General features: G+C 72.6%; 11 protein-coding genes. 5 read left to right on the top strand and 6 right to left on the bottom strand.

Going from position 1 to position 13,459, the window contains the following annotated elements; genetic code table 11:
* Nucleotides 1-51: 51 nt before the first annotated feature.
* The 5 genes from ACFXB5_RS47885 to ACFXB5_RS47905 form a co-directional block, all read right to left on the bottom strand.
* Nucleotides 52-2,151, bottom strand: coding sequence for a catalase (locus ACFXB5_RS47885; RefSeq protein ID WP_385220850.1), 2,100 nt, complete (start codon nucleotides 2,149-2,151; stop codon nucleotides 52-54).
* A complete protein-coding gene (locus tag ACFXB5_RS47890; RefSeq protein ID WP_385220852.1) occupies nucleotides 2,148-2,702 on the bottom strand; it encodes a type 1 glutamine amidotransferase domain-containing protein in 555 nt (184 codons plus the stop codon). The genes ACFXB5_RS47885 and ACFXB5_RS47890 overlap by 4 nt, the downstream gene beginning before the upstream one ends.
* Before the next feature lie 116 nt (nucleotides 2,703-2,818).
* A complete protein-coding gene (locus tag ACFXB5_RS47895; protein ID WP_385220855.1) occupies nucleotides 2,819-4,624 on the bottom strand; it encodes a thiamine pyrophosphate-requiring protein in 1,806 nt (601 codons plus the stop codon).
* Nucleotides 4,625-4,692: 68 nt separating this feature from the next.
* Complete coding sequence (locus ACFXB5_RS47900; RefSeq protein WP_385220857.1) at nucleotides 4,693-5,658, bottom strand: TIGR03557 family F420-dependent LLM class oxidoreductase; 966 nt, start codon at nucleotides 5,656-5,658, stop codon at nucleotides 4,693-4,695.
* Nucleotides 5,659-5,884: 226 nt separating this feature from the next.
* On the bottom strand, nucleotides 5,885-7,084 hold the full coding sequence (locus ACFXB5_RS47905; protein ID WP_385220860.1) for a PAS domain-containing protein: 1,200 nt from the start codon (nucleotides 7,082-7,084) through the stop codon (nucleotides 5,885-5,887).
* 144 nt (nucleotides 7,085-7,228) lie between these two features.
* Here ACFXB5_RS47905 and ACFXB5_RS47910 point away from each other — a divergent pair, with 144 nt between their 5' ends.
* A complete protein-coding gene (locus ACFXB5_RS47910) occupies nucleotides 7,229-8,017 on the top strand; it encodes an ANTAR domain-containing response regulator (RefSeq protein WP_385220863.1) in 789 nt (262 codons plus the stop codon).
* Here the strand turns inward: ACFXB5_RS47910 and ACFXB5_RS47915 are convergent.
* Complete coding sequence (locus ACFXB5_RS47915; RefSeq protein ID WP_385220866.1) at nucleotides 7,941-8,483, bottom strand: hemerythrin domain-containing protein; 543 nt, start codon at nucleotides 8,481-8,483, stop codon at nucleotides 7,941-7,943. The genes ACFXB5_RS47910 and ACFXB5_RS47915 overlap by 77 nt on opposite strands.
* A gap of 107 nt (nucleotides 8,484-8,590) precedes the next feature.
* Between ACFXB5_RS47915 and ACFXB5_RS47920 the strand changes: the two genes are divergently transcribed.
* The 4 genes from ACFXB5_RS47920 (at nucleotide 8,591) to ACFXB5_RS47935 (ending at nucleotide 13,412) form a co-directional block, all read left to right on the top strand.
* Nucleotides 8,591-9,814, top strand: a complete 1,224-nt coding sequence (locus ACFXB5_RS47920; protein ID WP_385220878.1) for an aminotransferase class I/II-fold pyridoxal phosphate-dependent enzyme — start codon at nucleotides 8,591-8,593, stop codon at nucleotides 9,812-9,814.
* A 91-nt stretch (nucleotides 9,815-9,905) separates the two neighbouring features.
* Nucleotides 9,906-11,060, top strand: coding sequence for an MBL fold metallo-hydrolase (locus tag ACFXB5_RS47925; protein ID WP_385220869.1), 1,155 nt, complete (start codon nucleotides 9,906-9,908; stop codon nucleotides 11,058-11,060).
* Between the two features lie 193 nt (nucleotides 11,061-11,253).
* Nucleotides 11,254-12,330 carry a nitrous oxide reductase family maturation protein NosD gene (locus tag ACFXB5_RS47930; protein ID WP_385220872.1) on the top strand — a complete coding sequence of 359 codons (1,077 nt, stop codon included), beginning with the start codon at nucleotides 11,254-11,256 and terminating at the stop codon, nucleotides 12,328-12,330.
* An 11-nt stretch (nucleotides 12,331-12,341) separates the two neighbouring features.
* Entirely contained in the window at nucleotides 12,342-13,412 is a 1,071-nt protein-coding gene (locus tag ACFXB5_RS47935) for a methyltransferase (protein WP_385220875.1), read from the top strand.
* Nucleotides 13,413-13,459: the final 47 nt, after the last annotated feature.

A 13,459-nucleotide genomic window follows, 5' to 3' on the forward strand; every position in this document is an offset into this window, starting at 1 on the left:
GCCTCCGCCCACACCCCCACCCGCGTATCGGCCCACCGCGCCCCGCGGAATTCAGCAGCGGACCCTCGGCCGGTCCCAGTGGCGGTGGGCGGATATGGCTTCGGTGAAGGCTTGGGTGAATTCCTCGCTTGCCGTGCCCGTCGTGGTGTCCGTGACGACGCCGCGGTCGGTGCAGACGTGGCCGTGGCCGGAGGCGATGTGGAGGCCTTCTGGGGCGAGGGAGGAGAGGATGCCGACGCCGGAGCCGAGGGCGCCGATGGGTTTGCCGTGGCGGTAGGTGTCGCGGACGAAGCGCATGGCCTCGTTGTCGGAGGCCAGGCCGGGGGTGCCGGTGGGGCCGCCGGGGAGGAGGACGGCGTCGTAGAGGACGGAGGCGACCGTGGGGAGGGCGCGGTCCACCGCGTAGCCGTTGCCGTCGGCGCCGAGGACCTTGCCGTCGTGCGGGGCGAGGGCCTCGACGATGGCGCCCTGGGCGGTGAGGGCCTCCTGGGCCTGGGTGAGCTGGCCGGTGTCCACGCCGTCCATGACCAGTACCGCGATCTGGCGGGTGCGGATCGAGCCGTCGCCCTGGAGGTTCTCGATGCTCAGCGCGGGCGAGGCCTGGGGTTTGTGGTTGTTGGCGCCGGGTTCCGGCAGTGCCACGCCGATGCCCTGGGCCACCTGCGAGGCCAGGTCGTAGTCGACTTGGGCCAGTTGCTCGACCGTGCGTTCCCGCACATGCACCGCGCCGACCTTGCCCAGCTCGAAGCGGAAGGCGTCGACGATATGGCGCCTCTCCCAGTCGCTCATGCTGTTCCAGAACAGCGCGGCCTGGCTGTAGAAGTCCTTGAAGGACTCGCTCCGCTTGCGGATCTTGTGGCCCTCGACCCGCTCCGCGTAGTGGGAGAAGGCGTAGCCGTCCGCTCCGGCGAGGGCCGGGCAGCCGCCGCCGAGGGAGTTGGGGGAGTAGTTGGTGCCGCGGTGGATCGCGGTCTGGTGGTAGCCGTCCCGCTGGTTGGTCCGGGCGGGGGTGACCGGCTGGTTGACCGGGAGCTGCGAGAAGTTGGGCCCGCCCAGCCGGATCAGCTGGGTGTCCAGATACGAGAAGTTGCGGGCCTGCAGCAGCGGGTCATTGGTGAAGTCGATGCCGGGGACCACGTTGGCGGTGTGGAAGGCCACCTGCTCGGTCTCCGCGAAGAAGTTGTCCGGGTTGCGGTTCAGGACCATGTGGCCGATCGGCCGCACCGGCACCTGCTCCTCCGGAATGATCTTCGTGGCGTCGAGCAGATCGACCTCGAAGTTGAACTCGTCCTCCTCCGGGATCAGCTGCACCCCCAGCTCGTACTCGGGGTACTGACCCGCCTCGATCGCCTCCCACAGATCGCGCCGGTTGAAGTCCGGGTCGCGGCCCGCGCACTCCTGCGCCTCGTCCCACACCAGCGAGTGGACGCCCAGCTTCGGCTTCCAGTGGAACTTCACAAAGGTGCCGTGGCCCTGGGCGTCCACGAAGCGGAAGGTGTGCACCCCGAAGCCCTGCATCATCCGGTAGCTGCGCGGAATCGCCCGGTCCGACATCAGCCACATCATCATGTGCATGGTCTCGGGCTGGAGCGAGACGAAGTCCCACAGGGTGTCATGGGCGGAGGCGCCGGTCGGGATGTCGTTCTGCGGCTCCGGTTTGAGCGCGTGCACGAAGTCGGGGAACTTGATCCCGTCCTGGATGAAGAAGACCGGCATGTTGTTGCCGACCAGGTCGTAGTTGCCCTCCGAGGTGTAGAACTTCGTCGCGAAGCCCCGTACGTCCCGCACCGTGTCCGCCGAGCCCCGGGGGCCCTGCACGGTGGAGAACCGCACGAAGACCGGGGTGCGCACGGACGGATCCTGGAGGAAGGCGGCGCGGGTGAACTCCGCGCAGGACTCGTACGGCTCGAAGTAGCCGTAGGCGCCCGCGCCCCGCGCGTGCACCACCCGCTCCGGGATGCGCTCATGGTCGAAATGGGTCAGCTTCTCGCGGAAGTGGAAGTCCTCCATCAGGGTCGGGCCGCGCTCGCCCACGGTGAGGGAGTCATCGGTGTGGTCGACGGCCACGCCCTGGTCGGTGGTCAGCGGCCCTTCGGCGGGGTCGGGCGCGCGGTACATGTCGCGCTGCCGCTCCTTGCGGTCCTCCGTCATCGTGCCGATCCCTTCGTCGTCTTCGCGAACTCCTCCAGGAACGCCTCGCGGAACGCCTTGAGATCATCCGGCTTACGGCTGGTGATCAGGGCGTTGGGGCCGCCGGTGCAGACCTTGACCTGCTCGTCCACCCAGGTCCCGCCGGCGTTGGTGATGTCGGTGCGCAGACTCGGCCAGGAGGTCAGGGTGCGGCCGCGTACGACATCGGCCTCCACCAGCGTCCAGGGGGCGTGGCAGATCGCGGCCACCGGCTTGCCCGCGTCGAAGAAGCCCTTGGCGAAGGCGACGGCCTTGCGGTCCAGGCGCAGGAAGTCGGGGTTGGCCACCCCGCCGGGCAGCACCAGGGCGTCGTACTCCTCGACCGTCGCGTCCTTCACGACCTGGTCGACCTCAAAGGTGTCCGCCTTGTCGAGATGGTCGAACGCCTGGATACGGCCGGGCTTGGTGGACACCAGACGCGGGGTGCCCCCGGCGTCCCGGACCGCCTGCCAGGGGTCGGTCAGCTCGACCTGTTCCACGCCTTCCGGGGCGACGAGAAAGGCGACCTTCATTGCTGCTCACGTCCTTCCGGTCTCTTCCTTCTGGTCTCTTCCGGGCCGGGTATCGCACCCGTCCGGTGCGGCGGGTAGCCAGCGCGGACGGGGTCGAAACGGGAACATCAGGTGCGTCAGGCGTCGTCCGACGTCTTCTTCCGGTGCGGCAGGAACTCCCGCGCCTTCGCCTTAAGGCCCTGGCGGACCATGCCCGCCCGGTCCGGGTCGCCCTTGATGATCGACTCGGCCGTGGCCGCCATCTGCTCGCGGGTGGCGTGCGGCGGGATCGGGGGGACGTCCGGGTCGGTGAGGAACTCCACGACGGCCGGGCCGTCCGCGCTCAGCGCCTCGCGCCACGCCCGCTCGACCTGCTCGGGTTTCTCCACCCGGATGCCGGTCATGCCGAGCGATTCGGCGAACCGCGCGTAGGAGACGTCGGGGATCGCCTGCGAGGGCGGGAACTGCGGTGCCCCGCCCATCGCCCGCATCTCCCAGGTGACCTGGTTGAGGTCCTGGTTGTTCCAGATGGCGATCACCAGCCGGGGGTCGTCCCACAGCCGGCGGTACTTGGCCACGGTGATCAGCTCGGCCAGGCCGTTCATCTGCATCGCGCCGTCCCCGACCAGCGCCACCGCCAACCGGTCCGGGTGGGCGAACTTGGCGCCGATCGCGTACGGCACCCCGCAGCCCATCGTGGCCAGCGTGCCCGACAGCGAGCCGCGCATCTCGCCGCGCATCCGCACGTGGCGGGCGTACCAGTTGGCGACGGAGCCGGAGTCGCAGGTGACGATGGCGTCCGAGGGCAGCAGCGGGTCCAGGCAGTGGGCCACGTACTCGGGGTTGATCGGGTCGGCGGACACCTCCGCGCGGGAGCCCATCACCTCGCGCCAGCGCCGTACGCCCGCGACGATCTCCTCCTGCCAGTCCCGCGCCTCCTTGCGCTCCAGCAGCGGCAGCAGCCGCAGCAGGGTCTCGCGCGCGTCACCGACCAGATTGACCTCGTACGGATAGCGCATCCCGATCATGTGCGGATCGAGATCGATCTGGACCCCGCGGGCCTTGCCGAACTCCGGCAGGAACTGGCTGTACGGAAAGCTGGAGCCGATGGTCAGCAGGGTGTCGCAGTCCCGCATCAGCTCGTACGAGGGCCGGGTGCCCAGCAGCCCGGTGGACCCGGTGACATAGGGGAGTTCATCGCTGAGCACATCCAGGCCGAGCAGCGCCTTGGCGACCCCGGCGCCGAGGGTCTCGGCCGCCCGCTGGACCTCCTTGCGCGCCCCGGCCGCGCCCTGGCCGACGAGGATCGCCACCCGCTCGCCCGCGTTCAGCACCTCCGCGGCCCGCTCCACCGCGCTGCCGGAGGGCACCGCGGACCAGCCGCTGCGGTCCAGGCTGGAGGGCACCATCTTGAACTCATGGGTGGGCGCGGAGTAGTCGAGGTCCTGCACATCCGCCGGGATGATCACGGCGGTGGGGGCGCGGCGGGCGTAGGCGGTGCGGATGGCCCGGTCCAGGACGTTGGGCAGCTGCTCGGGGACGGTGACCGTCTCCAGGAAGTCGGAGGCCACGTCCTTGAAGAGGCTGTGCAGATCCACCTCCTGCTGGTACGAGCCGCCCATCGCGCTGCGATGGGTCTGGCCGACCAGGGCCACCACCGGGACGTGGTCCATCTTGGCGTCGTACAGCCCGTTCAGCAGGTGGATCGCGCCGGGTCCTGAGGTCGCCGCGCAGACGCCGAGACGGCCGCTGAACTTGGCGTAGCCGACGGCCTGGAACGCGGCCATCTCCTCGTGCCGGGCCTGGATGAACCGGGGCTCGTTCTCGGCCCGCCCCCATGCGGCGAGCAGGCCGTTGATTCCGTCCCCCGGGTAGCCGAACACATGCTCGACACCCCACTCCGACAGTCGGGCGAGGATGTAGTCGGCCACTTTCATGGTCATGGTGGGTCATCGCTCCTCTCGGCGATCGCTCTTCCCGGCGATCGCTGTCAACCGGTCGGCGATCGCTGTCAACCCACGACCTGCGGCAGCACCTTGGTGCGGTAGAAGTCGAAGAATCCGCGCTGGTCGGGGCCGATCTGATTGACGTAGACGGTGTCGAACCCGGCCTCCGCGTACGCGTTCAGCGCGGCCACGTGCGCCTCCGCGTCATCCCCGCAGACCACTTCCTCGGCCATTCGCTCGGGGGTGACGAGCCGGGCGGCCTGCTCGAACTGGCCCGGGGTGGTCAGCGTCGACAGCACCTCGCCGGGCAGCCCCTCGGTCGGCCACAGCCGGTGGGCGGTGCGCAGCGCCTCGTCGGGGTCCGGGCCGTAAGCCACCTTCAGGCCGCCGCGGGCCGGTTTGCTGTTGCCCCCGGCGCCGCTGCCGCGCCGGAACCGCGCCACCAGCTCCGCGTCCGGGGTCATGGTGATGAAGCCGTCACCGACCCGTCCGGCCAGCGCGGCGGCGGCCGATCCGAAGGCCGCGATGTCGATGGGCACCGGCTCCTCGGGCACGGTGTACAGCCGCGCGTTCTCCACCGTGTAGTGCTTGCCGTGATGGATGACGCGGCGCCCCTCGAACAGCTGGCGCATCACCATCACGGCCTCCTCCAGCATCTCCAGCCGGATCGGCGCGGGCGGCCAGCGGTCGCCCAGCACATGCTCGTTCAGCGCCTCGCCGCTGCCCACACCCAGCCGGAAGCGGCCCTCCAGCAGCACCGCGCTGGTCGCGGCGGCCTGGGCCACGATGGCGGGGTGGATACGGAAGGTGGGGCAGGTCACCGCGGTCTGCACGGGCAGGCTGGTGGCCTGTGCGAGGGCGCCGATCACCGACCAGACGAACGAGCTCTGGCCCTGGGCGTCGTTCCAGGGGTGGTAGTGGTCCGAGATCCACAAATGGCTGAAACCGGCCTGCTCCGCCATCCGGGCCTGCTCGACCAGGTCCGCGGGCCCGTGTTCTTCGGCGGCCAGGAAGTAGCCGTACTCGGTCATGGGCCCTCCTCGAGCGCGGATACCGGCGGATGCGACGAGTAACCGGGGCCAGGGGAAGGAAACCTCGTTTGATCCGGTCCGGGACGGGCACGCGCCCTCTGTGCTCCGGATCGCCGACCGGCCCGGCGGCTCCCAGACGCGGGTGTCCCGCCCGCTCAGCGACGTCTGCGCTCGGCTGGGCGGGCAGGTGGGCTCCGGTGCGGCCTGAGCGGGGGCCGCGGCCGGCTCACGCCCCGGGGGCCGGGGCGCGCTCGGCCGTGCGCGCCATGGCCAGGGCGACATGGCGGGAGATCCGGTCCGCCACGCCCGCCTCCGCCATCTCGAAGGCACCCCGCCTGCCCGTACGGAACAGCGTGAGTGCCCCCAGGACCGGGCCCGCGCCCGCGCCCGCGCGCAGGGGTATGCACAGCAGCGAGGTGACCTCCTCCCGCACCAGCACCGGAGCGCCCGTCGTGTCCCGGCCGAAGGCGTCGGCGTCGACCGGGCTCACCCGCAGCGTGGAGGCGCCGTCGTGCAGCGCGACCATCACCAGGGGGCAGTCGGCCGGATCCTGCTCGGCCAGGGACGCCGTACGGTCGCCCACCGCGTCCCGCGGGCCGAGGGCCGCCACCCGGCGCGGGCTGCCGGGACCGGCCTCCGGGGCCAGGTCGGCGATCACCCAGTCCGCGAACCGGCCGTGCAGCACCTCCGCGGCCGCGGTCAGCGCCGCCTCCGGGCCGTCCCCGGCCGGGTCCACCCTCAGCAGCGCCGCCGTCATGTCGTCCACCAGGTCCAGCAGCTCGGCATGGCGGGACACCTCGCCCAGATCCGGCCGGGACTCCTGGGCCCACGCCCCGGCCGCCCCCTCGTCCGCCGACGGGCCGGCCATCCCGGGCTGGAACGCCGCCAGCACCGCCGGATGGGGCTCGCCCGGTGGCCGCAGCGCGGCCAGGGTCACCCGCACCTCACCGTGGATGGGCGGCTGCGACAGCCACACCGTCAGGCTGCGGTCGCCCTCGCCGCGCGCGACCGCGGCGACCTGCGAGCGCAGCGCCGCCTGCCCGTCGCGCCGCAGCGCGGCGGTGAGCGGGCGACCGGTGGCGTATCCGGCCCGGGTGTGGAACAACTGGGTGGCGGTGAAGTTCATGCGCCGCACCACGGCGTCGCGGTCCAGCAGCACCGTGGCGATCGGCAGCCGCTGGAACAGCGCCCGCAGCAGCTGCTGTTCCTGCGGGTCGCCCCGGCCGCCGCCGGGGCTGCGGGGCGAGGCGGCCGTCAGTTCCTCGTACCGTGGCCACAGCACGTCCACCACATGCTGGAGTTCGAAGAGAGCGGCGTCCAGCAGGGAAGGCCGCTCCTGGGAGGGCAGTGCCCGCGCGGTCCGCAACTCTTCCACCCGTCTGCGGAAGTCCGTGAGCTCCGCACCAAACTCCTGCGCCTCTGGCATGGGCACACCGTAGCCTGACCGCACTCACAGGGCCGCACGGGTGGTGTTTTCCACTCAAGGACGTGGAGACCCGAAAAAATCGGGGCCCCGGAAGGACGGGGCCGGACAGCACATCGCACCGGAGCGAAAGGAGTGAACTCGGCGATGACCGACCGTACGCACATCCGCGCGGCCTTCCAGCCCGACGCACCCTCCCTCGGGCGCGGTCTGGCCGAACTGGCGGAACAGGCCGCCGCGGGCACGCCCGAGAGCTGCGGGGCCACCGCCACCGCCGTACTCGCCGAGGAGCCCCCCGGCGGCGTGGACGCCGACCGGACCACGGCGGCCACCCACCCCGACCTGTCCGCGCTGGTGTCGGTCCAGCTGCGGGTGGGGGAGGGCCCGATCCTCGCGGCGCTGAACAGCGGCCGCCCGGCGGGCGCCGACGATCTGCTCCACGACGACCGCTGGCCGCGCTACCGCGCGCGGGCGCTGGACGCGGGCATCCGGTCCTCCGCCACCCTGCCCTTCGCCTGCGACGGACTCACCGTGACCGTCTCGGTCTACGGGCTGCGCCCGGGGCCCCTGAGGAGGGCCGCCCAGGGTGCCACCGGGCTGCTCGGCGACCTGGCCACCGAGAGCATGGCCCGCGACCGGCTCTACCGGGCCGCCCTGGTCCAGGTCGACCAGCTGGACACGGCGCTGCGCAGCCGGCCGGTGGTGGACCAGGCGTGCGGAATCGTCATGTACGTCCTGGGCTGCGACCCGGACCAGGCGTTCGACCTGCTGCGCCGGCTCTCCCAGCGGACCAACCGCAAGCTGGCGGAGCTCGCCGAGACCGTGGTGCGCACCCGCGGCCGCGGTCTGGAGCGGAACCTCATCGAGTTCGGCCGGTCAGCCGCTCCCGGACCCGATCGGCCAGCGTCCGGCCCGGACCGGGACCTTCCGGGCTGACCGGGGGCACCCCTTGCACCGCGGCCGCCGCCTCGCCGACCCGCAGGCCCAGCGCCATCCGCTCCTCGGGGGTGAGCCGCTCCCGCAGCTCGGGGAAGACCAGGTCCTCCTCGCCGCGGATATGCATGGACACCACGTCCATCAGCTCCCGGACCAGCGGGTCGAACCGCCGGTCCCGGGGGTCCACGGCGTCCAGGTCGGACAGGATCCGCTCGGCCTCGGTCAGCTCCTCGATCTCCTCGTCGGCGATCCGGTCGCCGTTCGGCAGCGCCTTGCGGACCGTGGGGTACAGATGGACCTCCTCGGTCACGGAGTGCCGCACCACCGCCACCGTCATCCGGTCGACCAGCTGCCGCCGCCGCTCCGGGTCGGTGGCGGCGCGGTACCCCTCGAAGAGGTCGCGCACCGTGCGGTGGTCCGCGGTGAGCAGGGCCACCACATCGTGTTGTTCCGGCGTCGCTGTCATGGCGCCCGGGTCCCCCGGGCCCCTTCCGCGAAACGGCGCCGGAGATCTGCGAAGGTGGACATACGTGGGCGGTGACCCCGCCGGACACGGGCGGAGGTGTGGACGGAATGCAGCGGCAGTGGACCGCTCCGGCACCGGCGGACCGGGACGACGGCGGACTGCCGGTCCTCCCGGAGCTGCTCGACAGCTTCGTCTCGGCGGCCGGCCACACCGCGCCGGGCCCGGTCGGCGGCTCGGCCGGGCTGCGCTCGGCGGCCTGCGGCTACTGGTCGCGGCGCGGGCTGTGGACCGACCCTGAGCATGTCGTGATCGCCCCCGGCGCCGAGCCGCTGCTGCTGGCGCTGCTCGCCTCGGCCCCCGGCGGCGATGTGCTGCTGCCCCGCCCCTGCGCCGCCTGGTACGCGCCGCTGGTGCGGCTGGTGGACCGGCGCGCCCACCACGCGCCCGTCCCGGCCGAATGCGGTGGGCTGCCCGATCCGTTCGCGCTGCTGGAGATCGTGCGCAGGATCCGCGCCGAGGGCGGGGTGCCCCGGGTCCTGCTGCTGTCGGCGGCCGACGACCCCACCGGCACCGTGGCCCCGCCCGAGCTGCTGCACGAGGTGTGCGAGGCGGCCGTGGCCGAGGGGCTGCTGATCGTCAGCGACGAGACCTGGCGGGACACCGTCCACCATCCGCGGGGCACGGTGCTGCTCAGCCCGGCCGAGATGTCCCCCGAGAACGTGATCGTGCTCTCCGATCTGGCGGGCGCCTTCACCCCGGCGGGCTGGCCCGCCGCGATCGCCCGGTTCCCCGCGACCGAGCGCGGGGCGGAGCTGCGCGGCCGGGTGCTGTCGCTGCTCACCGCCGTACGGTCCGGGCTGCCCGCGCCCATCGCGGCGGCCGCCGCGTACGCCCTCGACGAGCCCGAGCCGGTACGGGACCGGCTGGCCGCCGCCGTCCGGGCGCACGGGGCCGTGGCCGCGGCCGCCTACCGCGCGCTGACCGCCGTCGGGGCGCTGGCCCGCCCACCGCAGGCCGGCCGGCACCTCTACGCCGACCTCGACGAGCTGCGCGGGGTGCTCGCCGCCCGTGGCATCACCGACTCGGTGGAGCTGGAGCGCGAGCTGGTGCGGCGGATCGGCCGGAGCGTGGCCGGGGGCCACCGCTTCGGCGACCCCCCGCACACCCTGCGGCTCCGGCTGGCGACCCTGCCGCTGCTCGGCGCGGCGGAGGAGTCGCGGCTACGGGCGCTCCAGACGCCGGATCCGCTGGAACTGCCCCATGTGGCCACGGCATTGGGCGCCTTCGAGGCGGCGTTCCGCGACCTGATCGAAAGCAGTCCGGTGACCTGAGCCGCCCCGGACCCCAGCCACGGACCTCCATGGCGCGCCGGCACCGAAGGGCCGGCCCGGACACGGCCCAGATACGGAAGGGAGCCAGGCCATGACGGACCACGCCGAGCAGGCGGAACCGGCGGAGCCGACGGAGCCCGCGGAACCGGTCGGGCGGCGCCGCGCCCGGCCCGGTACCGCCCGGCCCCGGCTGACCCCGGCCGCCCCTGAGCCGGGCGGCCCCCAGCCGGGTGGCCTGGAGCCGACCGACCCCGCGCCGACCGCCCCCGCGCCGGGCGCCCCGCGTCCGCCGGGTGAGATCCGCGGCTGGCCGCCGTCGTTCGCCGACCGGCTCACCTCCCCGCTGCCGGGGGTGCGGGCGCTGGCCCGGCTGGCCCGGGAGGGGTGGCTCAGACCGCCCGTGGAGACGCTCCGCGAGATCCCCGAGCTGCCCTTCGAACCGGGCCCGCTGCCGCTCACCGGCCCCGGCCGGACCGCGCTCACCTGGGCCGGGCACGCCAGTTGGGTGGTGCGGATCGGCGGGCTCACCGTGCTCACCGACCCGGTCTGGTCCCGCAAGATCCTCGGCACCCCGGCCCGGGTCACTCCGGTGGGGGTCCGCTGGGAGGACCTGCCGCCCGTGGACGCGGTCGTCATCAGCCACAACCACTACGACCATCTGGACGCGCCCACGGTCAAAGGGCTGCCGAAGGCGACGCCGGTCTTCGTGCCCGCCGGACTCGCCCGCTGGTTCCGGGTGCGCGGATTCACCCGGGTGACCGAGCTGGACTGGTGGGAGGCGGCCGAACTGCCCGGCGAGGACGGCCCGGTCCGCTTCGACTTCGTCCCGGCCCACCACTGGAGCAAGCGCACCCTCACCGACACCTGCCGCTCGCTGTGGGGCGGATGGGTCATCACCGCGCCTGACGGACAGCGGGTGTACTTCGCCGGGGACACCGGCTACGGCCACTGGTTCCGGCAGATCGGCCGCCGCTACCCGGGCATCGATGTCGCGCTGCTGCCCATCGGCGCGTACGAGCCGCGCTGGATGCTGACCGGGGTGCACACCGATCCGGAGGAGGCCGTACAGGCGCATCTGGACCTGGGGGCGCGGGCGCTGGCGCCCATGCACTGGTCCACCTTCCTGCTCGCGGCCGAGCCGCCGCTGGAGCCGCTGCGCCGGATCCGCGCGGCCTGGGAGGCCACCGGGCGGCCGCGCGAGGAGCTGTGGGATCTGCCGATCGGGGCATCCCGCGTGCTCGAATAGGCCGCGTCGCGGTCGTGGGCGAGCGCGCGGGGTCCGGCCGGCTCGCGCTCCGGCCGACGGATCCGTGGGCCGACCTCCGGCCGGGCCACAAGGCGGCTCGGGCCACAAGGCGGCCAAGTGGGTTAATCCAGGGCATAAGTGACGGGTAGCGCATAAGTGGCGAGTGGTGCGGAGCGCACCTAACTTCCTTTTCATGCGCACACCCAAACTTCGCCACCTCGCCGGCCTCACGGCCGTCCTCGTCATCGAACTCGCCCAGCTCCCCGGAGCCCACGCCGCCCCCGTCGACCAGGCCGCGACCCGTCATGTGGTCCAGCCCGGCCAGTCCATCCAGGCCGCCGTGGACGCCGCCGCGCCCGGCGACACCATCGAGATCAAGCCCGGCACCTACCGGGAGAACATCCAGATCACCACCGACCGGCTGACCCTGGTCGGCGCGGGCGAGTCCACCGTGCTCTCCCCGGCCGAGAAGCCGTCCGCCAACGCCTGTGGCGAGGCCGGCCACGGCATCTGCGTCACCGGGACGGCCGAAGACCCCGTCTCGGATGTGCGGATCGCCTCACTGAAGGTCACCGGCTTCGCGAAGAACGGCATCTGGGGCTCCGGCACCGACCGGATGACCGTACGGAACACCACCACCGAGGACAACGGCCAGCAGGGCATGGGCCAGGAGATGTCCACCCGCGGCACCTTCGTCGACAACGTCTCCCGGAACAACAAGCAGTCCGGCGTCTTCCTGGCCAACACCATGGACGCCGAGGGCGGCGCCACCGACGCCCTGGGCACCGTGGTGGCCGGAAACCAGCTCAGCGGCAACCGGACCGGGGCCGTGGTCCGCCGGCTGCGCAACCTCTCGGTCGAGGGGAACACCATCACCGCCAACTGCGCCGGGGTGTTCATCGTCGGCGACGAGTCGACCCCGCGCGCCGGGGACCTGAACGTTCGCAACAACTCCGTCTACGAGAACAACGCCTACTGCGAGGCCACCGACCGGCTCCCGTTCATCCAGGGCGCCGGCATCGTGCTCACCGGCACCGAGGGCACCCGGGTGACGGGCAACCAGGTGAACGACAACGTGGGCACCTCGCCCATGTCCGGCGGGATCGTCCTCTACACCAGCAGCGTCGGCGCCCCCAACGCCAAGAACGCCATCAGCCGGAACGTGATGAGCGGCAACAAGCCCGCCGACCTCGCCGACCGGGACAAGGGCCCCGACAACACCTTCACCGACAACGTGTGTGAGCTGTCCGCGCCCACGGGCCGGTGCTGAGAGGCGGCGACATGACCACTGTGGACACCGACAGAGCCGCCGCGGCACAGCCCCCACCGGCCGCGCTCCCGCCGCCCATGCGGCTGCGCGAAATCGTCTTCGGCGCCGCACGGGCGGCCTCGGTGCGCGCCGCGGTCCGGCTGCGCGTCGCCGACGCGCTGGGCGACCGGCCCGCCTCCATCGGCGAGCTGGCCTCCGCCGTGGACGTCGAGCCCGATCCGCTGCGCCGGCTGCTGCGCTCCCTGGCCTGCTGTCAGATCTTCGCCGAGACCGAGGACGGCCGCTTCCGGCACACCGAGATGTCCCGGCTGCTGCGCGAGGACACCCCGGGCAGCCTGCGCAACATCGCCCTGTGGTGCACCGAGCCATGGACCTGGGAGGCGTGGCCGCTGCTGGACCGGGCGGTGCGCACCGGCGGCTGTGTCGTCAACGAGATCTACGGCAAGGACTTCTTCGCCTATCTCCATGAGGACGCGCCCGAGTCGGCCCGGGTGTTCGACGCCGCGATGACCACCTCCAGCCGGCAGTCCGCCACCGACGTCGCCGCCTTCCTCGACCTCGACGGGGTCAAGGAAGTGGTGGACATCGGCGGCGGCCAGGGGCATGTGCTGGCCAGCCTGCTGGAGAAACATCCGGCGCTGCACGGCGCGCTGCTGGACCTGCCGCAGGTGGTGGCGCACGCCGACCCGCGGCTGCGGGACGGCGGGGCGCTGGCCTCGCGGGCCACGCTCGTGCCCGGCGACTGCCGCCGCGGGGTCCCCGTCGAGGCCGACCTCTACATCATCAAGAACATCCTCGAATGGAACGACGAGAGCACCCGCCGGACGCTCGCCAACGTGGTCGCGGCGGCGCGCCCCGGCGCCAGGGTGGTCGTCATCGAGAACCTCGTCGACAACAGCCTCAGCTCCTTCACCACGGCGATGGACCTGTTCCTGCTGCTCAATGTGGGCGGCCGGAAGCACACCGAGGAGAGCATGGTGGCGCGGATGACCGAGGCCGGTCTGAACGTGACCGACATCCGGCCCGTCAACGGCGCACTGCACGCCTTCGACTCCACGGTGCCCGCCAAGCCCCGCCGCTAGGGGCGCGTCGATATGGGGCTCCGCCCCTGGACCCCGGGGTCCAGGGG

Origin of the sequence: Streptomyces sp. NPDC059455, assembly GCF_042750115.1 — a bacterium.
GTDB lineage: Bacteria > Actinomycetota > Actinomycetes > Streptomycetales > Streptomycetaceae > Streptomyces > Streptomyces endocoffeicus.

Excerpts from the sequence above, each read along its gene's own strand:
- ACFXB5_RS47885 (WP_385220850.1), bottom strand. The coding sequence starts at position 2,151 with ATGACGGAGGACCGCAAGGAGCGGCAGCGCGACATGTACCGCGCGCCC.
- ACFXB5_RS47890 (WP_385220852.1), bottom strand. The coding sequence starts at position 2,702 with ATGAAGGTCGCCTTTCTCGTCGCCCCGGAAGGCGTGGAACAGGTCGAG.
- ACFXB5_RS47895 (WP_385220855.1), bottom strand. The coding sequence starts at position 4,624 with ATGACCATGAAAGTGGCCGACTACATCCTCGCCCGACTGTCGGAGTGG.
- ACFXB5_RS47900 (WP_385220857.1), bottom strand. The coding sequence starts at position 5,658 with ATGACCGAGTACGGCTACTTCCTGGCCGCCGAAGAACACGGGCCCGCG.
- ACFXB5_RS47905 (WP_385220860.1), bottom strand. The coding sequence starts at position 7,084 with ATGCCAGAGGCGCAGGAGTTTGGTGCGGAGCTCACGGACTTCCGCAGA.
- ACFXB5_RS47910 (WP_385220863.1), top strand. The coding sequence starts at position 7,229 with ATGACCGACCGTACGCACATCCGCGCGGCCTTCCAGCCCGACGCACCC.
- ACFXB5_RS47915 (WP_385220866.1), bottom strand. The coding sequence starts at position 8,483 with ATGACAGCGACGCCGGAACAACACGATGTGGTGGCCCTGCTCACCGCG.
- ACFXB5_RS47920 (WP_385220878.1), top strand. The coding sequence starts at position 8,591 with ATGCAGCGGCAGTGGACCGCTCCGGCACCGGCGGACCGGGACGACGGC.
- ACFXB5_RS47925 (WP_385220869.1), top strand. The coding sequence starts at position 9,906 with ATGACGGACCACGCCGAGCAGGCGGAACCGGCGGAGCCGACGGAGCCC.
- ACFXB5_RS47930 (WP_385220872.1), top strand. The coding sequence starts at position 11,254 with ATGCGCACACCCAAACTTCGCCACCTCGCCGGCCTCACGGCCGTCCTC.
- ACFXB5_RS47935 (WP_385220875.1), top strand. The coding sequence starts at position 12,342 with ATGACCACTGTGGACACCGACAGAGCCGCCGCGGCACAGCCCCCACCG.